Annotated in this window: 16 protein-coding genes, 2 tRNA genes and 3 rRNA genes; 14 read left to right on the top strand and 7 right to left on the bottom strand. The window is 41.9% G+C overall.

Annotated elements, in window-relative coordinates:
- Positions 1 to 42 precede the first annotated feature (42 nt).
- The 5 genes from AC07U8_RS18110 to AC07U8_RS18090 form a co-directional block, all read right to left on the bottom strand.
- The gene (locus AC07U8_RS18110) at positions 43 to 480 is read right to left on the bottom strand and encodes a MarR family winged helix-turn-helix transcriptional regulator (protein WP_004817054.1); all 438 of its coding nucleotides are present in this window, start codon (positions 478 to 480) and stop codon (positions 43 to 45) included.
- 87 nt (positions 481 to 567) lie between these two features.
- Positions 568 to 1,392: a carbon-nitrogen hydrolase family protein gene (locus AC07U8_RS18105; protein ID WP_494738359.1), complete on the bottom strand. Its 825-nt coding sequence runs from the start codon at positions 1,390 to 1,392 to the stop codon at positions 568 to 570.
- A gap of 32 nt (positions 1,393 to 1,424) precedes the next feature.
- Complete coding sequence (gene gigB, locus AC07U8_RS18100) at positions 1,425 to 1,949, bottom strand: anti-anti-sigma factor GigB (RefSeq protein ID WP_016539397.1); 525 nt, start codon at positions 1,947 to 1,949, stop codon at positions 1,425 to 1,427.
- A gap of 113 nt (positions 1,950 to 2,062) precedes the next feature.
- On the bottom strand, positions 2,063 to 3,031 hold the full coding sequence (gene gigA, locus AC07U8_RS18095) for an RsbU family protein phosphatase GigA (protein WP_004725998.1): 969 nt from the start codon (positions 3,029 to 3,031) through the stop codon (positions 2,063 to 2,065).
- A 123-nt stretch (positions 3,032 to 3,154) separates the two neighbouring features.
- A complete protein-coding gene (locus AC07U8_RS18090; RefSeq protein ID WP_004817058.1) occupies positions 3,155 to 4,108 on the bottom strand; it encodes an MlaA family lipoprotein in 954 nt (317 codons plus the stop codon).
- 576 nt (positions 4,109 to 4,684) lie between these two features.
- Between AC07U8_RS18090 and AC07U8_RS18085 the strand changes: the two genes are divergently transcribed.
- The 6 genes from AC07U8_RS18085 (at position 4,685) to AC07U8_RS18060 (ending at position 10,657) form a co-directional block, all read left to right on the top strand.
- A 16S ribosomal RNA gene (locus tag AC07U8_RS18085) occupies positions 4,685 to 6,223 on the top strand.
- A gap of 59 nt (positions 6,224 to 6,282) precedes the next feature.
- Positions 6,283 to 6,359, top strand: a tRNA-Ile gene (locus AC07U8_RS18080).
- A 44-nt stretch (positions 6,360 to 6,403) separates the two neighbouring features.
- Positions 6,404 to 6,479: transfer RNA gene (locus tag AC07U8_RS18075), tRNA-Ala, on the top strand.
- A 337-nt stretch (positions 6,480 to 6,816) separates the two neighbouring features.
- Positions 6,817 to 9,707: ribosomal RNA gene (locus tag AC07U8_RS18070) — 23S ribosomal RNA — on the top strand.
- Positions 9,708 to 9,876: 169 nt separating this feature from the next.
- Positions 9,877 to 9,991 (top strand): 5S ribosomal RNA (gene rrf / locus AC07U8_RS18065).
- The 16S, 23S and 5S rRNA genes sit together here with 2 tRNA genes alongside, the layout of an rRNA operon.
- A 168-nt stretch (positions 9,992 to 10,159) precedes the next feature.
- A complete protein-coding gene (locus tag AC07U8_RS18060) occupies positions 10,160 to 10,657 on the top strand; it encodes a DUF2004 domain-containing protein (RefSeq protein ID WP_494738358.1) in 498 nt (165 codons plus the stop codon).
- Positions 10,658 to 10,811: 154 nt separating this feature from the next.
- On the opposite strand, the gene AC07U8_RS18055 is transcribed toward AC07U8_RS18060, so the two are convergent.
- Positions 10,812 to 14,168, bottom strand: a complete 3,357-nt coding sequence (locus AC07U8_RS18055; protein ID WP_494738357.1) for a DEAD/DEAH box helicase — start codon at positions 14,166 to 14,168, stop codon at positions 10,812 to 10,814.
- 194 nt (positions 14,169 to 14,362) lie between these two features.
- On the opposite strand from AC07U8_RS18055, the gene AC07U8_RS18050 reads away from it, so the two are divergent.
- Together AC07U8_RS18050 and AC07U8_RS18045 are read left to right on the top strand one after the other, a co-directional pair.
- On the top strand, positions 14,363 to 15,526 hold the full coding sequence (locus AC07U8_RS18050) for an acyl-CoA dehydrogenase family protein (RefSeq protein WP_494738356.1): 1,164 nt from the start codon (positions 14,363 to 14,365) through the stop codon (positions 15,524 to 15,526).
- Between the two features lie 72 nt (positions 15,527 to 15,598).
- Positions 15,599 to 16,768: an acyl-CoA dehydrogenase family protein gene (locus tag AC07U8_RS18045; RefSeq protein WP_004817883.1), complete on the top strand. Its 1,170-nt coding sequence runs from the start codon at positions 15,599 to 15,601 to the stop codon at positions 16,766 to 16,768.
- A gap of 137 nt (positions 16,769 to 16,905) precedes the next feature.
- Here the strand turns inward: AC07U8_RS18045 and AC07U8_RS18040 are convergent, their stop codons facing one another.
- On the bottom strand, positions 16,906 to 17,505 hold the full coding sequence (locus AC07U8_RS18040; RefSeq protein WP_034617060.1) for a TetR/AcrR family transcriptional regulator: 600 nt from the start codon (positions 17,503 to 17,505) through the stop codon (positions 16,906 to 16,908).
- A 166-nt stretch (positions 17,506 to 17,671) separates the two neighbouring features.
- On the opposite strand from AC07U8_RS18040, the gene AC07U8_RS18035 reads away from it, so the two are divergent.
- The 6 genes from AC07U8_RS18035 to AC07U8_RS18010 all read left to right on the top strand — a co-directional run bounded on the left by AC07U8_RS18035 (position 17,672) and on the right by AC07U8_RS18010 (position 26,227).
- The gene (locus tag AC07U8_RS18035) at positions 17,672 to 19,462 is read left to right on the top strand and encodes an acyclic terpene utilization AtuA family protein (RefSeq protein ID WP_494738355.1); all 1,791 of its coding nucleotides are present in this window, start codon (positions 17,672 to 17,674) and stop codon (positions 19,460 to 19,462) included.
- 97 nt (positions 19,463 to 19,559) lie between these two features.
- Positions 19,560 to 20,471 (top strand): SDR family oxidoreductase, encoded by a 912-nt coding sequence (locus tag AC07U8_RS18030; protein WP_004817877.1) that lies wholly within the window; start codon positions 19,560 to 19,562, stop codon positions 20,469 to 20,471.
- Positions 20,468 to 22,081 (top strand): acyl-CoA carboxylase subunit beta, encoded by a 1,614-nt coding sequence (locus AC07U8_RS18025; protein WP_004724110.1) that lies wholly within the window; start codon positions 20,468 to 20,470, stop codon positions 22,079 to 22,081. The genes AC07U8_RS18030 and AC07U8_RS18025 overlap by 4 nt, the downstream gene beginning before the upstream one ends.
- Positions 22,082 to 22,186: 105 nt before the next feature.
- Entirely contained in the window at positions 22,187 to 23,344 is a 1,158-nt protein-coding gene (locus tag AC07U8_RS18020) for an acyl-CoA dehydrogenase family protein (protein WP_004817872.1), read from the top strand.
- Positions 23,345 to 23,358: 14 nt separating this feature from the next.
- The gene (locus AC07U8_RS18015; protein ID WP_494738354.1) at positions 23,359 to 24,192 is read left to right on the top strand and encodes an enoyl-CoA hydratase/isomerase family protein; all 834 of its coding nucleotides are present in this window, start codon (positions 23,359 to 23,361) and stop codon (positions 24,190 to 24,192) included.
- A 94-nt stretch (positions 24,193 to 24,286) separates the two neighbouring features.
- On the top strand, positions 24,287 to 26,227 hold the full coding sequence (locus tag AC07U8_RS18010) for an acetyl/propionyl/methylcrotonyl-CoA carboxylase subunit alpha (protein ID WP_494738353.1): 1,941 nt from the start codon (positions 24,287 to 24,289) through the stop codon (positions 26,225 to 26,227).
- Positions 26,228 to 26,359 lie beyond the last annotated feature (132 nt).

Below are 26,359 nucleotides of genomic sequence, written 5' to 3'. Positions count from 1 at the left end.
TAAATATTTAAACAAGTAGCGTTTGTGTAAAATTTGATAACTTTATTTTGAAATGTTTTCGCGTAAATTTGAAAGAAGATCTTTCAATTGAGTAATACTGTCTAAATCACAGGCACTGGCTTGAGCAACTTGTAACGGAATATCCACGGCTTTTAATTTTAGCGCATGACCTGCAGCTGTTAGGCTGATAATCACTTGACGTTCATCTTTCGTAGAACGTTCGCGGTTAACAATACCATTACTTTGTAATTTTTTGAGTAAGGGGGTCAAGGTAGATGATTCTAAAAAGAGTTTTTCACCAATTTCAGACACAGTTAGACCATCTTTTTCCCAAAGTACTAACATAACTAAATACTGTGGATAGGTCAGTCCTAGTGGTGTGAGTAATTTACGATAAAGTTGATTTAATGCTAAGTTTGTAGAGTAAACAAGAAAGCAGAGTTGATGATCAAGATTTAAGTTTGAATAGTCTTGTTGCATGCTTGTCTCGTGAAGATATTACGCCTCACAAGTATAACGTTGTTTTGTCTTGTTCAGGAAATAAAAGTCATTAATGGCAATACAGGCTTAGAATGACATCAATTTGCGATGTTGCATTAAAGGCATTGATTCACGAATTGAGCGCTGCTCATTCAAATCAAAAGGAACCGTCATCAATTGCGCGCCTTCTGCATCTGTAATGGCTAAAATCTGCCCACGACTATTGGTTGCGCCAGCATGTCCCCAGGTTTGACGTTTTTCACCATGCCAACCTTGTTGTGCTGCACCTAAAACATGACATTGGCTGTCCATCGCACGTGCTTGAAGTAATAACTGCCAATGCATTTGACCAGTGGTATAGGTAAATGCAGCTGGTGCAGTCAAAATATTTGCACCTTGCGCTCTCAAGGTGAGTGCAAGTTCTGGAAAGCGTAAGTCGTAGCAGACCATCAAACCGATTTGTCCAAAAGGTGTTTTCGCGACAACAACATCACTGCCTGGTTCAAAAAACTGAGATTCTTGATACCCACCAACAGCATCACCCACTTGCACATCAAACAAGTGAATTTTGTCATAACGTGCTTCAGTACCTTCTGGACTGATACATAGGCTGACAGTACGAACTCGACCGTCAGCAATAATTGAACCATCTGGACGGAAAGGGCAAGGCAATGTCCCTGCAACAATCCATATTTGATAATGATGTGCTAGTTTTTCTAAACGCTTTTGAATTTCTTCAAAACGTGCAGCAGTTTCCCGTTGTTTACCTGCGGCAAAGCAGACAAAGTTTTCAGGAAACACAATCAAAGACGCACCATCAGCTTTACTTTGTTGTATCAACGACTCAATCACACTGAAGTTTGCTTCAATGTCATTTTGAGAGTTCATTTGAACAACGGAAAGTAAAGTCATGGGCTATCCCTGATAAAGCAATTTTGAAATTATTAAGCGTTTTGCTGGTTTGAAGATACACATTCCATTGTATCTTGCTGCTTTTCAAGTTGTTTAACTAATGGCTCGAACATATTTTGGTTGTTTTCATTGAGCTTCATTAATGTTTTGTGTGCATCGAGAACGGTACACAGCATTGTGCTGTGATTAACATTATCGTCAATCAAAGCATTGGTGCACACTTGAGGGTCACCACAGTAATTTAAAATGACAAAAACCTGCCCTAAGCCCATGCTATTGGCTAGAGTGGTAATATCTGGATTTGTGGACAGCATCACCGCTTGGATGTGGTGTACTTGTTTCAACTTTAAGCCAAGCTTGGCAAGTATTCCAAGAACTGTACTATCAATAAATGTGGTTTGGGTTAAATCAACAATTGCGCCAATGACGTTTTTCTGTTGTTCAATCCTTGCCAAAAGTTTGTCTAAACTAATACAAGATTGGGCTCGCACTTCACCAATAAGTTTGAAAATATGCGTTCCATTCAAGCTTGCATATTCAACATGACCTGTTGACATATAAATGCCATTTGCAGAGAAGGATAGGAAAATTATCACATAGCGCAAGTCTATACTCAAGCGTTTGCGTATAGGTTATTAGTCTAATTTGTTATATGTATTTGATTATATTGTTAATTCATTCTGCGGAGACTGAGGATTGCAATGTCATCTGCTACATGTTCTGGTGCGCGGAATGATTGATTTTGCAAATGATAGACCAATTGTGAGAACTGTTCATTCAAACCACCAGAGAATGGTTCAAGGGCACCGTCAGAACAAATAATGAACCGCGCATGCTTGGTTAAGGTACATTGGAATTCTTCAACCTCTAAGTCTTCTGTGAGTCCTAAAGGAAAACTGCTGGTATTCAAGACACGAGGGGCTTGGTTGGGTTCAAAAATGATGGGGGGAGGGTAATGTCCCGCACTTGACCATTTTAAAGCATGTGTTTCTAGATTTAGAATGCCAGCCAACATTGTGATGTGTTTTTCAATGTTTTCTTGCACCAGCATACCATTGAGTTTTTTAATCAATTCTCTTGGTGTTTTCGAGCGACCATGAAAGGCAGCCATCCAAGATGTCAGTAAGGAGCTGGTTACCCCATGACCCGATACATCGGCCAAATAGAACATGATTTCTTTATCACTGATTTTCCAGTAGTCATACCAGTCACCAGACAAATACGCAGAAGGCTGGAAAAGCGTTTCAACTTTATAGTTTTGCAGCTCAATTGGATTTGGAAGAAGTTTCTTTTGTAGTTCTGCGGCAGAAGGTAGGTCACGGCTATCTTGATTACGTTTATATTGCGCATCAATTTTTAATAAAGAATCTTCAAGATTGGCTGGAAGCTTGGTCCAGATCCAACCAGCAAGAGCACCAAGTTCCCATGCTTGAGAAAGTTCGCTTCCTTCATTTTCTTGTGCAATGACAATGGTAGGTAAAGCCCATTGGTATTGTAAAAAATCGTGGACGTCTGCAATTGCAATAATTGTTGGATCATAACGATGAATGTCTTCAATGGTAATCATCTGCAAGCTAGGAAGCGTATCTAATACTTGTTCTAAGCTTGAAATTTGGCGACTGGGTTGAATGAAATACATAGAAGAAATGAATGATCCTTAATCGGTATAAAAGCATTATCCAGTAGATTTACTATAGATGACACCACAATGCTAGTAAAACCATATGAATTACTAGCAAATAAGTTTAACAAAATATTGTGGTTATTTGTCTGCGTTTGTATCAGTAGGATGATTGCTGTCGTCCTCATCATCATCTACAAATGCGACAGCTTCCTGTCCACGGCCTTTTTTCTCAGCAATTTGGAATGCTAAACGTTGTAAATAGATATCGCGAATTGCTGAGTAACGATCACCTTGCAATACACTTTCAACATCTAGAAGTTTAGAACGGGTATTAATCCCACCTAATGCACGGTTACCCCAGATTAAACCTGTTTGATGGTTGTTATCCATTGGATAGGTAAGCGGATTGGCATAACCTTCAGCAACATAATCAACTGAGTGACGAAGTGTGCTTGGTCCTAAGATAGGCAGCATGACATAAGGGCCACTTGGAATACCGTAGTAACCTAATGTGGTACCCAAGCTTTCTTCTTCAGTTGCTAAACCTAAGCGAGTTGCAGGATCAGCTAAACCTAAAGAGCTGACGGTGTTAATGGTAAAACGACCTAAGGACTTGGCTGCACGACTAAAACGCCCTTGAGCAAGTTGGTTGACCGCATTCCATGGTTCACTCAAGTTTTTACGAAATAAACTATATGAAGAACGTACATCACCAGGCACTTTTGCTTTGTACTGAACTGCGATAGGTCGAGCCACATTACGGTCGATCATGTCATTAAACGCATAAATTTCACGGTTCAATGGTTGTAGAGGATCTTTTACCGCATCTGGTTGTGCTGCATTGGCATTCACTTTTAAGTCATTTTTTGTGATGTTTTTAAGCTCTCTAAGGGCTTCAATTCTTGGGTGTTTAGAAGCTGCTTCGTTTTCTAGTGCTGAAGAATTCTCTTGAGACGACTTATCATCTGAATCAGAGTTTGTAGAAACAGCATTGTCCGAATTCTCTTGAGCAGATAATTCGTCTTGAGCAAATACATGGCTAGTCAGACCAATGCTAAGTAAACAAGCCCAAAGTACATGATAAGGACGCATAGAATTCCTTGAAATATTCTTAAAGTAAAAGTAGTCGATAACGATATAGCTATATTAAAGACTTCATAATCGTATTCTAACAGTAGTTATTGCATATGTATTAAAGCAAATTTGATTAAAAAGTGTGAATAAATATGATAAACGAACATTATTTGTTCGAACAATTAAAATAATTAAAAAAAGGGGTTGTGTTGGGTTGGGAATGCTGTAGAATGCACATCCATCGGCGGTGATGTTAAATAAAACTTCTGATAAATCAGGCACTTGATTAAGTTGTTAAGATTTCGAATTGAGATTTTAAGATGAGGTTAGGGTTGGGTTTGTTAGAAAAAATAATTAACATTATTGATTGACTTTTTAGAGATAGAGAGTAGTATAGCCGACCTAGCTTGATGCTGACGAAGCATTGAGAAGATCATTAAGAGAATATGAAGAACAACTTGTGTGGATTTTTACTGATTGATTGATCGAAATATTATCATTGATTGATTGGTTTAAATTACTCGAAGTTTATTTGAGAGAATTTGTCAGTACATTGATGAGCCAGAATTGTGACCTTAAGTCACTAATGATTTTTAACTGAAGAGTTTGATCATGGCTCAGATTGAACGCTGGCGGCAGGCTTAACACATGCAAGTCGAGCGGGGGAGATTGCTTCGGTAATTGACCTAGCGGCGGACGGGTGAGTAATACTTAGGAATCTGCCTATTAATGGGGGACAACATCTCGAAAGGGATGCTAATACCGCATACGCCCTACGGGGGAAAGCAGGGGATCACTTGTGACCTTGCGTTAATAGATGAGCCTAAGTCGGATTAGCTAGTTGGTGGGGTAAAGGCCTACCAAGGCGACGATCTGTAGCGGGTCTGAGAGGATGATCCGCCACACTGGGACTGAGACACGGCCCAGACTCCTACGGGAGGCAGCAGTGGGGAATATTGGACAATGGGGGGAACCCTGATCCAGCCATGCCGCGTGTGTGAAGAAGGCCTTATGGTTGTAAAGCACTTTAAGCGAGGAGGAGGCTCTTCTAGTTAATACCTAGGATGAGTGGACGTTACTCGCAGAATAAGCACCGGCTAACTCTGTGCCAGCAGCCGCGGTAATACAGAGGGTGCGAGCGTTAATCGGATTTACTGGGCGTAAAGCGTGCGTAGGCGGCTTTTTAAGTCGGATGTGAAATCCCCGAGCTTAACTTGGGAATTGCATTCGATACTGGGAAGCTAGAGTATGGGAGAGGATGGTAGAATTCCAGGTGTAGCGGTGAAATGCGTAGAGATCTGGAGGAATACCGATGGCGAAGGCAGCCATCTGGCCTAATACTGACGCTGAGGTACGAAAGCATGGGGAGCAAACAGGATTAGATACCCTGGTAGTCCATGCCGTAAACGATGTCTACTAGCCGTTGGGGCCTTTGAGGCTTTAGTGGCGCAGCTAACGCGATAAGTAGACCGCCTGGGGAGTACGGTCGCAAGACTAAAACTCAAATGAATTGACGGGGGCCCGCACAAGCGGTGGAGCATGTGGTTTAATTCGATGCAACGCGAAGAACCTTACCTGGTCTTGACATAGTAAGAACTTTCCAGAGATGGATTGGTGCCTTCGGGAACTTACATACAGGTGCTGCATGGCTGTCGTCAGCTCGTGTCGTGAGATGTTGGGTTAAGTCCCGCAACGAGCGCAACCCTTTTCCTTATTTGCCAGCACTTCGGGTGGGAACTTTAAGGATACTGCCAGTGACAAACTGGAGGAAGGCGGGGACGACGTCAAGTCATCATGGCCCTTACGACCAGGGCTACACACGTGCTACAATGGTCGGTACAAAGGGTTGCTACCTAGCGATAGGATGCTAATCTCAAAAAGCCGATCGTAGTCCGGATTGGAGTCTGCAACTCGACTCCATGAAGTCGGAATCGCTAGTAATCGCGGATCAGAATGCCGCGGTGAATACGTTCCCGGGCCTTGTACACACCGCCCGTCACACCATGGGAGTTTGTTGCACCAGAAGTAGGTAGTCTAACCGTAAGGAGGACGCTTACCACGGTGTGGCCGATGACTGGGGTGAAGTCGTAACAAGGTAGCCGTAGGGGAACCTGCGGCTGGATCACCTCCTTAACGAAAGATTGACGATTGGTAAGAATCCACAACAAGTTGTTCTTCATTGATGTATCTGAGGGTCTGTAGCTCAGTTGGTTAGAGCACACGCTTGATAAGCGTGGGGTCACAAGTTCAAGTCTTGTCAGACCCACCAAGTCTACTGAACACAGAAGAGCAGATATATTAAGATCTTAAGCTGGGGACTTAGCTTAGTTGGTAGAGCGCCTGCTTTGCACGCAGGAGGTCAACGGTTCGACTCCGTTAGTCTCCACCACTAATTAAAGACTAAGTGATTACAGAACTTAGTAAGCTGATAGCTTATTAAGTTCTGTGATTTATCACAGTTAACTACTCGCTGACGAGGCGGTAGTGAATCATTAACAGAATATATTTGAGTTGAAATAATTGTTTAAACTCGTTTTAGTTGATGTTAGCAAGTAATTGTTAATGTTGAGTGAAATGAGCACTAGCGATAAAACTGAATCAAGCGTTTTGGTATATGAATTAAATTGAAGCTGTATGGTGATTAAGTTCACAGGCAACAAATAGAAGTGATTAAGTTCACATTGTTGATCCTCCTTGTAGGGATTAACGACTGTTTGGGGTTGTATAGTCAAGTAATTAAGTGCATGTGGTGGATGCCTTGGCAGTCAGAGGCGATGAAAGACGTAATAGCCTGCGATAAGCTTCGGGGAGGCGGCAAATATCCTGTGATCCGGAGATTTCTGAATGGGGAAACCCACTTACCATAAGGTAGGTATCGCATGATGAATACATAGTCATGCGAGGCGAACGAGGGGAAGTGAAACATCTCAGTACCCTTAGGAAAAGAAATCAATTGAGATTCCCTCAGTAGCGGCGAGCGAACGGGGATCAGCCCATTAAGTTATATGTGTTTTAGCGGAAAGCTCTGGGAAGTGCTACCGTAGAGGGTGATAGTCCCGTACACGAAAGGGCACATATAATGATGACGAGTAGGGCGAGGCACGTGAAACCTTGTCTGAATATGGGGGGACCATCCTCCAAGGCTAAATACTCCTGACTGACCGATAGTGAACCAGTACCGTGAGGGAAAGGCGAAAAGAACCCCTGTGAGGGGAGTGAAATAGATCCTGAAACCGCATGCATACAAGCAGTGGGAGCCAACTTGTTTGGTGACTGCGTACCTTTTGTATAATGGGTCAGCGACTTATATTCAGTAGCAAGGTTAACCGCATAGGGGAGCCGTAGAGAAATCGAGTCTTAATAGGGCGTTTAGTTGCTGGGTATAGACCCGAAACCGGGTGATCTATCCATGAGCAGGTTGAAGGTTGGGTAACACTAACTGGAGGACCGAACCCACTGTCGTTGAAAAGCCAGGGGATGACTTGTGGATAGGGGTGAAAGGCTAATCAAACTCGGTGATAGCTGGTTCTCCCCGAAAGCTATTTAGGTAGCGCCTCGGACGAATACCATAGGGGGTAGAGCACTGTTTCGGCTAGGGGGTCATCCCGACTTACCAAACCGATGCAAACTCCGAATACCTATGAGTACTATCCGGGAGACAGACTGCGGGTGCTAACGTCCGTAGTCAAGAGGAAAACAATCCAGACCGCCAGCTAAGGCCCCCAAATTATAGTTAAGTGGGAAACGATGTGGGAAGGCATAGACAGCTAGGAGGTTGGCTTAGAAGCAGCCACCCTTTAAAGAAAGCGTAATAGCTCACTAGTCGAGTCGGCCTGCGCGGAAGATGTAACGGGGCTAAAACTATATGCCGAAGCTGCGGATGTATACTATGTATACGTGGTAGGGGAGCGTTCTGTAAGCCGATGAAGGTGTATTGAGAAGTATGCTGGAGGTATCAGAAGTGCGAATGCTGACGTGAGTAACGACAAAACGGGTGAAAAACCCGTTCGCTGAAAGACCAAGGGTTCCAGTCCAACGTTAATCGGGGCTGGGTGAGTCGACCCCTAAGGCGAGGCCGAGAGGCGTAGTCGATGGGAAATTGGTTAATATTCCAATACTTCTGTGTAATGCGATGAGAGGACGGAGAAAGTTAAGTCAGCCTGGCGTTGGTTGTCCAGGTGAAAGGCAGTAGGCATGCATCTTAGGCAAATCCGGGGTGCTCTATGCTGAGAGCTGATAGCAAGCTAGTTTACTAGCGAAGTGGCTGATACTATGCTTCCAGGAAAAGTCTCTAAGCTTCAGTTACACAGGAATCGTACCCTAAACCGACACAGGTGGTCAGGTCGAGTAGACCAAAGCGCTTGAGAGAACTCTGCTGAAGGAACTAGGCAAAATGGTACCGTAACTTCGGGAGAAGGTACGCTGCTGACGGTGATAGGACTTGCTCCTTGAGCTATTGGCAGCCACAGAAACCAGGCCCCTGCAACTGTTTATTAAAAACATAGCACTCTGCAAACACGAAAGTGGACGTATAGGGTGTGATGCCTGCCCGGTGCTGGAAGGTTAATTGATGGGGTTAGCGTAAGCGAAGCTCTTGATCGAAGCCCCAGTAAACGGCGGCCGTAACTATAACGGTCCTAAGGTAGCGAAATTCCTTGTCGGGTAAGTTCCGACCTGCACGAATGGCATAATGATGGGGGCGCTGTCTCCAGCAGAGGCTCAGTGAAATCGAAATCGCCGTGAAGATGCGGTGTACCCGCGGCTAGACGGAAAGACCCCGTGAACCTTTACTGCAGCTTGACATTGAACTTTGATCTTACTTGTGTAGGATAGGTGGGAGGCTTTGAAGTAGTGACGCCAGTTGCTATGGAGCCATCCTTGAAATACCACCCTGGTAATATTGAGGTTCTAACTCTGTCCCGTTATCCGGGACGAGGACCATGTCTGGTGGGTAGTTTGACTGGGGCGGTCTCCTCCTAAAGAGTAACGGAGGAGTACGAAGGTGCGCTCAGCGTGGTCGGAAATCACGCGTAGAGTATAAAGGCAAAAGCGCGCTTAACTGCGAGACCCACAAGTCGAGCAGGTACGAAAGTAGGTCTTAGTGATCCGGTGGTTCTGTATGGAAGGGCCATCGCTCAACGGATAAAAGGTACTCTGGGGATAACAGGCTGATACCGCCCAAGAGTTCATATCGACGGCGGTGTTTGGCACCTCGATGTCGGCTCATCTCATCCTGGGGCTGAAGCAGGTCCCAAGGGTATGGCTGTTCGCCATTTAAAGAGGTACGCGAGCTGGGTTTAGAACGTCGTGAGACAGTTCGGTCCCTATCTACCGTGGGCGTTGGAAATTTGAGAGGATCTGCTCCTAGTACGAGAGGACCAGAGTGGACGAACCTCTGGTGTACCGGTTGTGACGCCAGTCGCATCGCCGGGTAGCTATGTTCGGAAGGGATAACCGCTGAAAGCATCTAAGCGGGAAGCCTACCTCAAGATAAGATTTCCCTAGGACTTTATGTCCTCTAAAGAGCCGTTGAAGACTACGACGTTGATAGGTTGGATGTGGAAGTGCGGTGACGCATGAAGCTGACCAATACTAATTGCTCGTGAGGCTTGACTATACAACACCCAAACAGTTGTATACGAAGCATCATTTGATTCATAAAAGATCAAACATACTTGATTTAGTTGTAAAGCTAGTTAAACTATTCAACTCAAATGTTCTGTTAATAACTCATTTGGTACGAAGTAAGGCATTTAAATAAGACCCGAACAAGTCCATAACAGTTTGCTGGCGACAATAGCAAGAGTGAACCACCTGATCCCTTCCCGAACTCAGAAGTGAAACCTCTTAGCGCTGATGGTAGTGTGGGGTTACCCATGTGAGAGTAAGTCATCGCCAGCTTTTAAATCTAAAACACCCCGATCTCTAGCGAGAGCGGGGTGTTTTTTTATGCGTGGTGTTTAGAATATCTGGAAGAACGAATTATAAAATCTAGATCAAGAATTTTTTATCATTAAATGATAAATTAATTGCTTTACCTAACATGAAAAAAATATAGGAATATAAAAAATGCAAGAATACACCTTGCCGCATTTTGGAACACTGCAATTAGAATCACTAGAAGAATATTATCAAGTTGATCTTGAGCTCAATGGCAAAGTCGTTCAAGTTGATTTAAATTTTGAAGCGAATACTTTGGATGTAGAAACTTTTGAACGAGTTAAGTCTTTTATTGAAAATATAGAAAAATTTGATCAAAAAAACCAAGATTATATTCAACAAGATTTTGAAAATGAAAAGACTGTTAAAGAATATGTGGATTTTCATATTGAAGAATTAGGCGGTGATTTCTTAGAAAAAATTGGGATTTCTAATCCAATAGATAAAGCACAGCAGTTTTTAACCAAATTATATTTAACAAGAGTTGGGCTTTATCCAGATGGAAAGTATGATACATCGTATTTTGCTGTCTTTGATTACACTACAAATAGAGACTTAACTGATCAGTTAATCGTCGTTAAAACAGATGATCACGGTAATTTGGATCATTTAAGTTGGGAAAGCTAACGATGCAGTAAAGTGAAGCAGCCGTATTTAGAAGTCTATAGATTCTAAAACAATGTAGGTATAAAAAACAAAACCCCATCATGATGACGGGGTTTCTTCGTATTGATGCGTTAGATCTAACTTTTGTTAAATTTCACACCTTATCTTTAAAGTTTCAATCCAATAAACTCATGACATCATCTTCAGACAATTTCACTTCATTTTCATGATCAATACTTAGAATAGATTTGGCAAGATCAGCTTTATTTTTCTGTAAGGCTAAAATCTTTTCTTCAATACTTTGGTTGGTAATCAACTTATAAACAAATACAGGTTTATCTTGACCAATACGCCATGCACGATCGGATGCTTGATCTTCAGCGGCAGGGTTCCACCAAGGGTCATAATGAATCACAGTATCAGCAGCGGTGAGATTAAGCCCAACACCGCCTGCCTTTAAACTGATGAGGAAAACAGGAATATCGCCTGCTTGGAATGCCGTGATCACTTCATCACGTTTCTTGGTTTGTCCAGTAAGTTTTACATTTCGAATATTTAAGGCTTTTAAATGCTCTTCAATGAGTTGTAGCATCGTAGTGAATTGAGAGAAGATTAAAATCTTACGTCCTTCCTCAACCATATCTTGAACCATTTCCAATAAATGATCTAATTTTGCTGATTCAACATTTTGATTTTTGACTTGATCAAGTTGTAAAAGGCTTGGATGGCAGCAAACTTGTCGAAGTTTAAGTAATGCGCTTAAAATTTGAATCTGACTACGATGGAAGCCTTTAGCTGCAATCAACTCACGAATATTCTTTTGCATTGTTGCACGAACAGCTTCGTAGAGCTTGGATTGCTGTTCATTCATATCAATATTGACTTCAATCGTGGTTTTTTCAGGAAGCTCTTTCGCCACCTCTGTTTTTAAACGACGCAACATAAATGGTTTAATACGAGAAATGAGTTTGGTTTTAACCTGAAGATCTGCATGTTTCTCGATAGGATTGCGATATTTTTTATTAAACAGTTCCTGACTATATAAAAAACCAGGCATTAAGAAATGGAACAATGACCATAACTCACCCAAATGGTTTTCCATCGGTGTACCAGTTAAGCATAGACGATGTTTTGCTTTGATTTGTCGTACCACTTGAGAGGCTTTGGCGCGTGGATTCTTAATGTTTTGCGCTTCATCCAAAATCAATAAATGATATTGATAGGGCAGTAAAAATTCTTCATCACGGCCCAAAAGTGGGTAAGTGCTGAGCACAATATCTACATTTTTAATCTCTTGAAAATGCTCAACTCGATCATGCCCTTGTAAGACCAAAACTTTTAATTCAGGAGTGAATTTCTCGGCTTCTTTACGCCAGTTATGCATTAAAGAGGTTGGTGCAATAATCAAGGCAGGGCGTTGATTTAATCGACCTGCCTGCTTTTCTAATAGAATATGTGCAAGTGTTTGTGCTGTTTTACCGAGTCCCATATCATCGGCAAGGATACCGCCATGTTCAGTTTCACGTAAAAACTGTAGCCATGCTAAACCTTGTTGTTGATATGGGCGTAGTTCGCCTTGGAACCCTTGTGGTGTACAGATTTGATCTTGATAACTATTTTGAAGCTTTTCAGCAAATATTTTCAGGCGTTCGTTGGTGCGCCAAGGCATGCCCAAATGATGCTGTAAATCTAAGAATTGAGCGGCATCGTATTGATCTAATGTTGCAGATTCAGGATGTCGTAAAATTTCTTTTAAATAGATCAGAATGGGCTTAATTTCTTGATTTCTAAGCGCCAGTTGCATTTGAGCTTCTCTTAAATGAACAATTAAGAAGCTGTCACTGTCCATTTTTTCAATATAGTCATCTTCTAAAAGATGTGGATTATGCTGTATCGCATAGCCAAGAAGATCAATCAGGTTATAGGTGTTGCCATTCATATCCTGAATCGTTGCACCGACATTAAACCAGTCTTGTTTTTTTTCAGATTCATTTAATGAGAGTTGCAGGTTTTGTGTTGCACTTAAATTGAACTGACTATCTAGGGTATGTTCAACTTTCCAGCCGAGACCTTCGATTTTATTTTCAGGAACCAGTTGCTCAACCCAAGCCATGGGATCTGCATAAACAATTGAGTTTTCAGTGATGTCATCAAAAGCAGGGCGTTTGCTCTTTGGTAGCTTGCTAATCCGTTGCATGGATTTAACTGAATGAATTAATTCATCAATATGCTTCTTTTCAGCAACTAAATCGCGTTGTTGGCGAACTGCTTTTTCATCAATATTGATAATGAAACTGTCATCAGGGAAACCCGCTTTAATTCGTCCAGCTGAGTATTCAAATTCAATTTCAGCAATTGCATAATGATGCATATGACCAAGACGATCATATTGCGGATGTGTTCCAAAACGTAAAATAGGTGTGGGTTTGCCTTTTAATATTTCTATACTTTGTGTAAATGGCGCTTGAGGTAAATCTTCAAAAAATGCATAGGGTTGAATCACTTGCTCAAATTCAGCCATTAATTCCACAGGCATTTGTGGCATATTCAGCAATTCTTCGATCATTTCACTAGAATATAAAGACTCAAGTACACCGACTTGGTTTTTAAGGGTATCGAGATAACTTAGTGGATGAGAATGAATAATATAAATTTGTTTAGCATGGTCAGGTGAAATTTCTAGATGATTTTCATCAAAAAATTGTGCTTTAAGTTTCTCTGTTTGTTGTTCTGTACGCGTTTGCCAGTTGAATTCAATTTTATAAGCTTGATCAGACCATGTTAAAGGTAATCTTTGTACATCTAGTGCGTAACAAGCGCTACTTTGAATAGCCGTTCTTAGGTGTTCTTGATAGATTCCTGAAATATCCCATGACGCTGGATAAAAATGAACATCGCTAAAATTTAGCTTAGCGAAAAAGTACAAATGACTAAAGATTTTCTTTTCTTCTTTGCTCACTTTAAGACGTTCATTTAATACATTGTCATAGCTGGTGTAGAGCGCAGTATCTCTAATTTTTCCATCTTTGTTACGACGAACTTTAAAAACACTAAGTTGTAATTTGGCGGTGTTATTTTTCGGTTGGAAAATATAAATAAGTTGGTGCTGTACTGGCGTTTCAGTACGTTGAACTTGTGCCAATTGTTGTTTAAATTGAGCGAGCCAAGCTTTTGCCGTGGTGTGGGTAGAGCTATTTGTTGTGGTTTGAGCTTGGTCTAATGGGTTTAGTTTTTGACGTGCAGCTGGGTTGGAAAGTTGTTGATCATAAAAATAACGTGCAAGTGCAGCCGAATGCTTACAATCGTAACCAACAGGGCAACTACAGTCAGTATCCACAATTTTATTTGTTAAAGGATTATAGATAACAGCCGTTTCATAATAATCCGTTCCCTGAATTTGCGCTTCGATGACTAAATTATCCCGATCAGGGTAGACCTCTAAGGATTTTAGATCAATTTTTTTGACATAACTCAAGCTTCTTTGAATGGTTGCAGGGTTAAAACGTGATAAAAATTGATTCAATGTCGCCATTATTTATAGAGCTAAAAATTAAAAGGAAATTACTAACAGTGTAACGGATTTTTGATCATGAATCTGAAATTAATATATGAGTTTTGATCAAAAATGACATGTTTTTAAATACAAATTGATCGTTTCTGCAACTTTAAATTAAATAAAATCTGTCAGTATAAGTTTTTCAAAATAATGCTGGGAAGCAAATCAAGATGAAGCATAATCCAATTTACTATACAGATCAGCATTTTGCATTTGCAGACTCCATTCGAAAGTTTGTTCAAAAAGAATTAATGCCACATATCAATCAATGGGAAGAGGCAGAAACCTTTCCAAAAGAACTTTATAAAAAAGCCGCAGATATCGGCTTATTGGGGATAGGTTTTGACGAAAACTATGGGGGAATTCCAGAAACCGATGCTTTTCATGTGTTGTTGTCTTCGATTGAGTTAGCTAAAACAGGTTCAGGTGGTTTATGTGCTTCCTTATTGTCACACTCGATTGGCGCACCTCCGATCAATCATTTTGCTTCAGATGAGATTAAACAAACTGTACTGACTCAAATTTTAGCAGGCAAAAAAATTTCAGCGTTGGCGATTACTGAACCCACGGGTGGTTCTGATGTGGCAGCACTTAAAACCAAAGCTGTACGGGATGGTCAAGACTATATTGTCAGTGGCGAAAAAACCTTTATTACATCGGGCATTCGTGCTGATTATTATACCGTTGCGGTACGTACAGATCCTGATGCCAAAGGCCCGAATGGTATATCGATGTTATTGATTGATGCTCATAGTGACGGCATAAGCAAATCAAAACTCGACAAAATGGGATGGTGGGCTTCGGATACGGCTCATCTCCATTTTGATCAAGTTCGTGTTCCTGCAAGCAATTTGTTGGGGGCAGAAAATATGGGTTTCCTTGTGATTATGAATAACTTCAATATGGAGCGGTTTTTTCTTGCTGCCAGTAGTTATGGTTTTGCATTAGTCTGTTATGAAGAAGCATTGGAATGGGCACGAGAACGTAAAACCTTTGGTAAACGTTTAGTTGATCATCAAGTGGTTCGGCATAAATTAGTCGATATGGCGACTCGCTTAACCACAACACTTGCTTTGTTGGAGGATACTGCTTATCGCTTAGGGAAGCCCGAAATGCAGGGCAATGAGTTGATTGCGCAAATCTGTATGCTTAAAAATGTGGCCACTCAAACCATGCAGTTTTGTGCCGATGCAGCGGTACAAACGTTAGGGGGCATGGGCTTTATGCGAGGCACCAAGTCTGAACGGATTTACCGTGATGTTAAAGTCAATATGATTGGTGGTGGGGCGGAAGAAATTATGAAAGACCTCGCGAGTCGTCAATTGGGCTATTAGAATATCGAGAATGGATTAAACTAGAACTGTACACAATAAATCGCAATAAAAATAAGCAGGGAACAACAAGATATGGATCATTTAAATAACCCGATTTACTACACCGCTGAACATCGTGCATTTGCAGACAGTGTGAAGAAATTTGTTGAAAAAGAGATTTCTCCTTTTGTCAATGAATGGGATGAGGCTGAAACTTTTCCTCGTGCGCTTTATCAAAAGGCTGCTGCAATTGGTCTATTGGGTTTAGGCTTTGATGATGAGCATGGGGGAATCTCAGATGCAGATGCATTTCATGTGTTCTTAGCCGCAGTTGAAACAGCCAAAGCAGGCTCTGGTGGCGTACATATTTCTTTGATGATTCATACCATTGGTACACCACCAATTCATCATTTTGCTCAGCCACATATTCGTGACAAGGTGATGCCACAAATTATTTCAGGCGAAAAAATTTCTGCACTTGCGATTACTGAACCAAGCGGCGGTTCTGATGTTGCTGCATTACAAACCAAAGCAATCCGCGAAGGTGATTTTTATCTGGTCAGTGGTGAAAAAACCTTTATTACTTCAGGTATGCGCGCAGATTATTATACGGTAGCGGTGAGAACTGATCCTGAAAATAAAGGTGCGAGTGGTATTTCGATGCTATTGGTTGATGCACATAGTGATGGCATCACTAAATCACCTTTAAAGAAAATGGGCTGGTGGGCATCGGATACTGCTCATTTGCATTTTGACCAAGTCAAAGTTCCTGTAGAAAATCTTCTTGGTGAAGAAAATGCTGGCTTTAAGGTCATTATGAAAAACTTCAATATGGAACGCTTTTGGTTGGCTTCTATGGCCTATGGTTATGCCTTGGTCTGTTATCAAGAGGCTTTAGAATGGTCTAAAGCGCGGAAGACTTTTGGAAAACGCCTAGTTGATCATCAAGTGGTACGTCATAAGTTGGTTGATATGGCGACGCGTTTAACCACAACACGGGCATTATTGGAAGATACTGCGTATCGTATGGGGCAGGCTGAATTACAGGGCAGTGATTTAATTGCACAAATTTGTATGTCAAAGAATATCGCAACCCAAACTATGCAGTTCTGTGCAGATGCGGCAGTGCAAACTCTAGGTGGCATGGGCTTTATGCGAGGGACTAAATCTGAGCGTATTTATCGCGAAGTCAAAGTAAATATGATCGGTGGCGGTGCTGAAGAAATCATGAAAGATTTGATTAGTAAGCAGTTGGGGTTTTGATGACAAATTTTTAAGTGATAAAAACTTACAAAGCTGGTTTCAGCTAAAAATAACCATAGGTGCGCTAGAGGCCTATGGTTATTATCAATTTAAGGAGTCTTTATCTGAAATATGAGGCTTGCGAAGATAAACTGTGCTCATTTCAAAGCCATTTCTAAAACGATTTCAGTCAGTTCATCTAAGCTCATTTTACCATTGGGATTATACCAAGTGACGGTCCAAGCAATCGCACCGCCCAACAAACGGCGCCAAATAAAAGCATCATGCTTAATTTTACCGAGGTCGCGTAATTTCTCAATCACAGCGAACCAGATATCCTCATAATCATTTCGCAGTTTAAGAAGTTCATCTTGCCGTTGTTTCGACAATGCAAACCATTCATAAACTAAAACAGCCATGGCTGAACCAGTATCTCCAGTAATCGAAATTAACTCAGCTTTGATCAAGTGTTTTAACTGTTGTTCAGCATCATCCGATTTTTGGATTGCATCAAGCATACGGGCATGATTGTAAATAATGGTTTCATGCATGACATTGGCAAGAATATCATCCTTGCTTTTAAAATGATGAAATAAGCTACCCGATTGAATTCCAATAAAATTTGCTAACTCACGAACTGTGGTTTTGGCATAACCTTGCTTATGAAATAAATAAGCAGCACCAAGTAATAAACGACCTTTAGGGCTGTCATCAAAACATGCGATTGGTTGGATATCATCGATTGAGTGAGCAATCATCGGATCATTTTTTCCATAAAGTTAAGCAAATTATTCATTGTTTAAAACGTGTTTTAGCACATTTGCCAATTCAGGATAACATTTTGCCCTTTACAAACCAAGCGCTTGCTTGGTAGATTGATGTATAAATTTTATTCAGAACAATGAAAACAAGATAGGTGTGAAAATGGAAGATCAGCGTATTGTGAAAATTGGATGTGCTTCAGGTTTCTGGGGGGACACCAATACCGCAGCATTTCAGTTGGTACATTTGTCTGACATCAATTATTTGGTTTTTGATTACCTTTCAGAAATCACCATGTCTATCATGGCAAAAGCGATGATGACTAATCCAGAACATGGTTATGCTTTGGATTTTGTCAGTCGGGTGATGACACCGCTGCTTAAAAAAATCAGTGATAAAAAAATAAAAGTGATTAGCAATGCTGGTGGTGTCAATCCATTGGCATGTCGTGATGCCTTGCAGAAAGTGCTTGAAGCACAAGGATTGGATTTAAAAATTGCAGTGGTATTAGGGGATGACCTATTACCACAACAAGCCGAATTAAAAACACAAAATATTAAAGAGATGTTTAGTGGCGAAGATTTGCCTAGCCAATTAGCCAGTTGTAACGCATATCTAGGCGCTGTTCCAATTCGAGACGCACTTGATCAAGGTGCAGATATTGTCATCACTGGGCGAGTGGTGGATTCAGCAGTGGTGCTTGCACCTTTGTTGCATGAATATCAATGGTCCTTAGAGGATTATGACAAGCTGTCCCAAGGTTCTTTAGCAGGGCATATCATTGAGTGTGGTGCACAATGTACAGGTGGCAATTTCACGGATTGGCACTTAGTACAAGGCTTTGACAATATGGGGTTTCCAATTGTTGAAGTGAAAGCAGATGCTTCATTTATCGTGACTAAACCAAAAGGAACCGGTGGACTGGTTTCGGTTGCAACTGTTGCTGAACAAGTTGTCTATGAAATTGGCAATCCGCAAGCGTATTTACTGCCGGATGTCACTGCAGATTTTAGCCAAGTGAAATTAGAACAGGTGGGTGAAGATCGAGTTTTAGTGATTGGCGCAAAAGGTAGAGCACCAACACAACAATATAAAGTCAGTGCAACCTATCCCGATGGTTATCGTGTTTTGGTGAGTTTCCTGATAGCAGGACGCGAAGCTCCTGAAAAAGCCCAAGTAATTGCAGATGCAATATTAACTAAGTGTGAGCGTGTTTTAGCATTACGTTCAGTTCCGCCATTCTTAGAAAAATCAGTTGAAATATTGGGTATTGAAAGTACCTATGGTGCAAATGCGCAGCAGATCAATAGTCGAGAAGTGGTTGTCAAAATCGCTGTAAAGCACATGTTTAAAGAAGCATGTATGTTCTTTGCTTCTGAAATTGCCCAAGCATCTACCGGAATGGCACCTGCATTGGCTGGAATTGTTGGGGGGCGTCCCAAAGCTTCTCCTGTGATTAAGTTGTTCTCGTTTTTAGTGGATAAATCAAAACTAAGTGTTGCGATAGACATCAATGGTCAGCGTCAAAATATACAGATTCCATCAGGTTGCTCAGATCAATCTTTTGATGTTGTTGCAGTGGGGGAGGTTGCTCAATTTACGGGTCAGGAGATTGAAGTTCCTTTAGTTGAAATTGCCCATGCTCGAAGTGGCGATAAAGGCAATCACAGCAATATTGGCGTGATCGCACGTCAGCCTGAATATCTACCCTGGATTCGCGCCAATTTGACTGAGGAAAAGGTCAAAGAATATATGCAGCATGTTTTAGACCCTGAAAAGTCTAAAGTGATTCGTTATGAAATCACGGGGTTTAATGCCTTAAATTTTATGCTGGAAAATGCCTTAGGTGGTGGAGGAATTGCCAGTTTACGTATTGATCCACAAGGTAAAGCTTTTGCACAACAGCTTTTAGATATGCCAGTCAAAATCCCAGCGAGTTTAAAGTCCTTCTAATCCTTGTTTACGAACGTGGGGGGAAATTCCTCGCTTTTTAAAAGGGAGCTTAGAGCGAGATTTAAGCAAGTTAAAAGACAACAATTTGGATATAAAAATGCATTATCACTCAATATTTAGATCGGATGCTTTTCAGGACCAAGTCATCATTGTGACCGGTGGTGGTTCGGGTATAGGACGCTGTACTGCTCATGAACTGGCTGCTTTAGGGGCTCAAGTGGTGATTACTGGGCGGAAAATTGAAAAGCTGGAAAATGTCAGCAAAGAAATCATCGAAGATGGTGGCAAAGTTCATTTTATCGTTTGTGATAATCGCGAAGAACACAACGTGAAAGAGATGATTGCTGAAGTGATTGAAAAATTTGGCAGACTCGATGGCCTTGTTAATAACGCTGGCGGTCAGTTTCCCTCAAATTTAGAAGGCATTTCTGCCAACGGTTTTGATGCTGTGGTACGGAACAATCTGCATTCAACTTTCTACTTAATGAAAGAAGCCTATAACCAGTGGATGGCAAAACATGGTGGCAGTATTGTCAATATGGCAGCCGATATGTGGGGTGGCATGCCGGGGATGGGACACTCTGGTGCAGCCCGTGCTGGGGTAGATAATTTAACCAAAACAGCAGCGGTGGAATGGGGACGTTCTGGGGTACGTGTTAACTGTGTTGCACCTGGTTGGGTTGTTTCTTCAGGAATGGACAATTACACCGGTGATTTTGCCAAATTTATTATTCCAAGTTTGGCGGGGAATGTACCACTGAAACGAATGGGCACCGAATCTGAAATTTCTTCAGCGATCTGCTATTTGCTTTCAGAAGCAGCAGGTTTTATTTCTGGCATGACGATTCGTATTGATGGTGCTGCGTCCTTAGGCACTCGAATGTATCCATTGGCAGATGCTTCAAATAGTGAGTCGTTTAATGGCTTCCATCGTGCCTTTATTCCAGATGTATTAAAACAACAATTGAGTGATCAAACCAATAACCAGCAGACAGGAGAAAATTCATGACTGTTCTCCAATCCGAAATTGCAGTTGGCAGTGAGCAATTTGAACAGAACAAGCAGGCATTACTTGCTCAAATTGCCGAAGTGCGTGCAGTACAAAATAAGAATATTGAAAAATCATATGCAGCCAAACCCAAATTTGACAAGAAAGGTAAAATTTTACCGCATGAACGTGTCCGTTTAGCTCTTGATGCTGATTCACCATTTGTTGAACTGTGTGGCTTGGTGGGTTACGCCATGCATGATGATAAAGATGGGTCAGATGCAGGTGGCGGGATTATTTCAGGCATCGGTTTTGTCAGCGGTGTCCGTTGTCTGATTTCGGCAAGTAACAGTGCAATCAAAGGCGGAACAATGTCGCCGATGGGGGTACAAAAAACCTTACGTTTGCAGGCGATTGCTTTTGAACAGAAATTACCGATGCTGACTCTCACTGAAAGTGGGGGTGCCAACTTAAATTATGCTGCTGAAGTGTTTACCTATGGGGGAATGACCTTTGCTAATCAGGCACGACTGTCTGCTGCAGGCTTACCTCAAGTCTCCGTGGTACATGGCAATGCAACTGCAGGTGGAGCGTATCAACCGGGTCTATCTGATTATGTGATTGCAGTTCGTAAGCAAACTGAGATGTTACTCGCAGGACCACCTTTGCTTTTGGCGGCAACAGGAGAAGTGGCAACAGCAGAGGAACTCGGTGGTGCAGAAATGCATGCACAAGTTGCTGGAACAGCAGAATTTTTAGCCGAGAATGATGCCGATGGGATTCGTATTGCCCGTGAGGTTTTTGAGCATCTTAACTGGAAAGAGCAAACTCAAAAGTTAAACTTAAGCTATAAAGAGCCACGTTATCCTGCCGAGGAGCTGTTAGGGATTATTCCTGCAAGTCCGAAGCAGCCTTTTGACATGAAAGATGTGATTGCACGAATTGTTGATGACTCTGAATTTTTTGAAGTAAAACAAGAATATGATGCATTGACCGTGTGTGGCTGGGCAAAAATTGGTGGATTACATATCGGAATTATCACCAACAACGGACCGATTACCCCACAAGGCGCCACCAAAGCTGCACAGTTCATTCACCTCTGTGAACAGACCAAACGCCCCTTACTGTTTTTACATAACACCACAGGCTTTATGGTCGGAACTGATGCTGAACAGAACGGCATTATTAAGCATGGTTCGAAATTGATTCAGGCCGTTGCCAATACCACTGTACCGAAAATTTCTATCGTTGTGGCTGGTTCTTATGGTGCGGGCAATTACGCCATGTGTGGACGTCCATTGTCACCGCAATTTATTTTTGCATGGCCAAACTCGCATGTGGCAGTGATGGGTTCAGCTCAGGCAGGCAAGGTATTACGTATCGTAGCGGAAGGAAAGCAAAAAGCTTCAGGGATGGAGCCTAACGAGCAGATGCTGGATTTCTTAGAGCAAAGTACAGCAGCAAAATTAGAACAGCAGTCAACCGCCTTATTTAATACGGCCATGTTGCATGATGATGGCATTATCGATCCGCGTGATACACGCAAAGTCCTGATCTTCTTATTAGAAACAATTTATGAAGCAGAACATCGCAAACTAAATCCAATACGATTTGGTGTATCGAGGCTTTAAAAGTCCTCGCCCTTTGCAAAACTCATCGTTCCTCATCTTTTAAAAGTGAGGTGTTCTCCGCTTTATTAAAGCGAGTTAGAGAAGATTAAATTTAAGGAAAAAACAATGAAATTTACAACAGAGCATGAAGCACTACGCCGTACCACACGTCAGTTTGTTGAGACTGAACTCAATCCTTATATTCCGACATGGGAAGCTGAAGGGCGATTTCCTATTCATGATGTGTTTAAAAAACTGTCGGATTTAGGTTTGCTGGGGATTTGTAAGCCTGAAGAAAATGGCGGATTAGGTTTAGATTATTCTTATAACCTTGTGGTTGCAGAAGAATTAGGGCGAGCAGCCTGTGGTGGCGTACCTTTGGCGATTGGTGTGCAAACGGATATGGCAACACCAGCCTTAGCGCGCTTTGGTAGTCAAGAATTACGAGATGAATTTTTAACACCTGCAATTGCGGGTGAATATGTTGCTTCGATTGCTGTATCGGAAGTACATGCAGGTTCAGACGTCGCAGCCATCAAAACCACCGCAAAAAAACAGGGTGATGATTATGTGATTAATGGCAGCAAAATGTGGATTACCAACTCACTTCAAGCTGACTTTTTTTGCTTATTGGCCAATACCTCTGATGATAAACCGCATGTCAATAAGTCTATGATTATTGTTCCGGCTAAATCCGCAGGCATCTCTTTCTCTGAACCGCTTAATAAACTGGGAATGCGTTCAACCACGACAGCAGAAGTCTATTTTGACAATGTTCGTGTACCACAACGCTACTTGGTGGGTGCAGAAGGTATGGGCTTTATGATGCAAATGATGCAGTTCCAAGAAGAACGAATGTGGGCGGCTGCCAATGCAATTGGTGGTTTGGAAAATGTGATTCAACAAACCATTCAATATACCAAAGAACGAAGCACCTTTGGACAACCATTGATTAACAACCAATATGTACATTTTCGTTTTGCGGAGTTAATGACCGAAGTGGAAGCTTTACGTGCCTTAACCTATCGTGCTTGTGAAATCCACATTGACGGTGGGAACGCAACAGAAATTGCCTCTATGGCAAAACTTAAAGCAGGTCGTTTAACGCGAGAAGTTGCAGACAGTTGCTTACAGTTCTGGGGTGGAAATGGTTTTATGTGGGATAACCCCGCTTCTCAGCTGTATCGTGATGGCCGTTTAGGTTCGATTGGTGGTGGTGCAGATGAAATTATGCTTGGAATTATTTGTAAGTTGATGGACATTCTTCCATCTAAACGTCAATAACAAGGAGAATAAATATGGCACTTTCGCAATCTCTAACAACACAGCAATTTGATCGCAGTATTGAGCTTGAGCAAGAAGGTAGCATTTTAACCCTATGGCTTAATCGACCTGAGAGTCGCAATGCCATGAGTTTGAATATGGTCAAAGCGATTCAACATGTGTTTAAAACGATTCAAGATGACATCTCCATTCGTGCAGTCATTTTACGCGGTAAAGATGGACATTTTTGTGCAGGCGGTGACATTAAAGATATGGCCCAACTGCGTGGTGAGGCCACCAGTGTTGGTTCTAATCAGCCTTATGTTGATTTCAATCGTCAATTTGGGCATATGCTGGAGCAAGTGGATCAAGCGCCACAAACTGTTGTCGCAGTTTTAGAAGGTGCGGTATTGGGTGGTGGTTTTGGCTTGGCCTGTGTTTCAGATATTGCAATCAGTCTTGCCGATGCCAAATTTGGTTTACCTGAAACAGGATTAGGGGTTATTCCCGCCCAGATTGCCCCATTTGTGGTAAAGCGAATTGGCTTAACTCAAGCCCGCCGTTTGGCCTTACTTGGTGCACGTTTTGAGGGGCATACCGCATTGAAGGTTGGTGTTGTACATGAAGTGGTTGAGAATGAAAAAGCACTGGAAGTTTTATTGATCGAAACCATTCAGCAGATTAAACGTACCGCTCCGCAAGCGTCTCGTGTGACCAAAGCTTTATTGCACCGTACTTTAAATGAAGCTTTGACGCCTTTATTGGATGATGCTGCGCAGCAATTTGCCAATGCTGTGGGTGGTGAAGAAGGTATAGAAGGCACAATGGCCTTTATCCAAAAGCGTCATCCAAATTGGTTTGGTGCATAAGTCTGACAATGCGGATCACTGATCTTGATTGAGATCGGTATGATTCAACCAAGATAATCAAGTGAATATAAAACCAAAAATAGGGAAAACGAGAATGGCATTTTCAAAAATATTGGTGGCGAATCGTGGTGAAATTGCTGTTCGCGTGATGAAAACAGCAAAAGCAATGGGCTATCAGACCGTGGCTGTCTATTCAGATGCAGATCGTTATGCGCGTCATGTACAGCTTGCAGATGAGGCTGTATATATTGGTGCTTCAAAAGTTTCAGCATCCTATTTATCTATTCAAAATATTATCGACGCATGTAAAAAAACGGGGGCTGATGCTGTTCATCCCGGTTATGGTTTCCTTTCTGAAAATACCGATTTTGCAGCAGCTTGTGAGAAAAATGGAATTACCTTTATTGGCCCGCCTGCACCTGCAATTGAGTTGATGGGCAGTAAACGCCTGTCAAAAATTGCCATGATTCAGGCGGGTGTACCATGTGTGCCGGGCTATGAAGGTGATCAGCAAGATATAGAGTATTTAGAACAACAAGCCAATAAAATTGGTTATCCACTAATGGTCAAAGCTTCAGCAGGTGGTGGTGGGCGCGGTATGCGTCTGGTACAGCAATCTGCTGATATTGTTGAAGCCTTAAAAACAGCGCGTTCTGAAGCAGAAAATGCCTTTGGTTCAGGTGAGCTGATTCTTGAAAAAGCTGTGATTGCTCCACGCCATGTTGAGATACAGGTATTTGGCGATACCCACGGCCATTATGTGTATTTATTTGAGCGTGATTGTTCGATACAGCGTCGTCATCAAAAAGTGGTTGAGGAAGCTCCATGCCCAGTGATGACTGAAAGCTTACGCCAACAAATGGGTGAGGCTGCTGTTGCAGCCGCGAAATCATGTGATTATGTCGGTGCAGGAACGGTTGAGTTTTTATTGGATCAATCAGGTGAGTTTTATTTCCTCGAAATGAATACACGTTTGCAAGTCGAGCATCCAGTAACAGAGCTGATCACGGGTTTAGATCTGGTGGAATGGCAACTGCGTGTAGCCAATGGTGAAACCTTGCCCTTACAACAGTCTGAACTGACCTTGTCAGGGCATGCGATAGAAGTTCGCTTATATGCAGAAGACCCACGCCAAGACTTCTTGCCACAGACTGGTCAAATACAGCGCTGGCAAGCTGCTGATTTACCCAATGTTCGAATTGATCATGGTTTGTTGCAACAGGATGAAATTAGTCCGTTTTACGACCCAATGGTGGCAAAAGTCATTGCATATGGTCAAACTCGTCAGGATGCCATTCGGCTCTTGGCGCGTGCTGTAGATGATTGCGTATTGTTGGGGGTGAATAGTAATAAGCAGTTTTTAGTGAATTTGCTTAGACACCCTATTATTGTCAAAGGCGACACCAATACCGCTTTTATTCAGGAACATTTCCAAACGGATGTTAGCTTACATAAACAGGCTTTGGGCTTAGAACACCTAGCTGTTGCTGCGGCACTGTTGACCAATGCTTCTAGTCAAAGCAGTTGGAATACCGGAATTGCGTTATCTTTACCTTTAAAACTCAAGCATGATGATCAGTTATTACAGCTTTTGGTGAAACGTGATCAAAACCAAGTGAGCGTTGAAATTTGTGGGCAGACACTTGGGATCAGCATTATTGAACAGCAAGCAGAAAAATTCATTTATGAGGTGGATGGTGTACGCCGTTCGATTGACTATGTCTTAGATGGAAATCAGCTGTATTTAGATGCGGTAAATGGCAATATCAGCATTGAAAATATCACCTATGCAGCACCTGAAACTTCCGATGTCGCAGGCGATGGTAACATTCGTGCACCAATGGATGGTGCAATTATCAATATCTTGGTAAATGCGGGTGATACCGTGACTAAAGGTCAAACTTTGTTGATTTTAGAAGCGATGAAGATTCAGCAACAGATTAAGTCTGATATTGATGGGGTCGTGAATGAGATTATTGGGCAAGTTGGACAACAGGTAAAGAAACGTCAGTTGGTATTGAATATTCAGGCTTGATTGATCAGATCAAGCGCATTGTATAGTGACTTAAAAACTTCAATATTCTTGTGTATTGGAGTTTTTTTGATTGCTGAAAATAATAAAGCATGTACATGCTTGACAGCTTTTTAGTCTATTGTTATTTTTCGG

The sequence above is a fragment of the Acinetobacter sp. GW821-FHT01E09 genome, assembly GCF_059422385.1.
This window is presented reverse-complemented; position numbering and strand designations above follow the sequence as displayed.

Coding starts and splice junctions, on each gene's coding strand:
- AC07U8_RS18055 (WP_494738357.1), bottom strand. CDS start 14,168: ATGGCGACATTGAATCAATTTTTATCACGTTTTAACCCTGCAACCATT.
- AC07U8_RS18060 (WP_494738358.1), top strand. CDS start 10,160: ATGCAAGAATACACCTTGCCGCATTTTGGAACACTGCAATTAGAATCA.
- AC07U8_RS18105 (WP_494738359.1), bottom strand. CDS start 1,392: ATGACTTTACTTTCCGTTGTTCAAATGAACTCTCAAAATGACATTGAA.
- AC07U8_RS18030 (WP_004817877.1), top strand. CDS start 19,560: ATGCATTATCACTCAATATTTAGATCGGATGCTTTTCAGGACCAAGTC.
- AC07U8_RS18040 (WP_034617060.1), bottom strand. CDS start 17,505: ATGATTGCTCACTCAATCGATGATATCCAACCAATCGCATGTTTTGAT.
- AC07U8_RS18025 (WP_004724110.1), top strand. CDS start 20,468: ATGACTGTTCTCCAATCCGAAATTGCAGTTGGCAGTGAGCAATTTGAA.
- AC07U8_RS18110 (WP_004817054.1), bottom strand. CDS start 480: ATGCAACAAGACTATTCAAACTTAAATCTTGATCATCAACTCTGCTTT.
- AC07U8_RS18050 (WP_494738356.1), top strand. CDS start 14,363: ATGAAGCATAATCCAATTTACTATACAGATCAGCATTTTGCATTTGCA.
- AC07U8_RS18020 (WP_004817872.1), top strand. CDS start 22,187: ATGAAATTTACAACAGAGCATGAAGCACTACGCCGTACCACACGTCAG.
- AC07U8_RS18010 (WP_494738353.1), top strand. CDS start 24,287: ATGGCATTTTCAAAAATATTGGTGGCGAATCGTGGTGAAATTGCTGTT.
- AC07U8_RS18035 (WP_494738355.1), top strand. CDS start 17,672: ATGGAAGATCAGCGTATTGTGAAAATTGGATGTGCTTCAGGTTTCTGG.
- gigA (WP_004725998.1), bottom strand. CDS start 3,031: ATGTATTTCATTCAACCCAGTCGCCAAATTTCAAGCTTAGAACAAGTA.
- AC07U8_RS18015 (WP_494738354.1), top strand. CDS start 23,359: ATGGCACTTTCGCAATCTCTAACAACACAGCAATTTGATCGCAGTATT.
- AC07U8_RS18090 (WP_004817058.1), bottom strand. CDS start 4,108: ATGCGTCCTTATCATGTACTTTGGGCTTGTTTACTTAGCATTGGTCTG.
- gigB (WP_016539397.1), bottom strand. CDS start 1,949: ATGTCAACAGGTCATGTTGAATATGCAAGCTTGAATGGAACGCATATT.
- AC07U8_RS18045 (WP_004817883.1), top strand. CDS start 15,599: ATGGATCATTTAAATAACCCGATTTACTACACCGCTGAACATCGTGCA.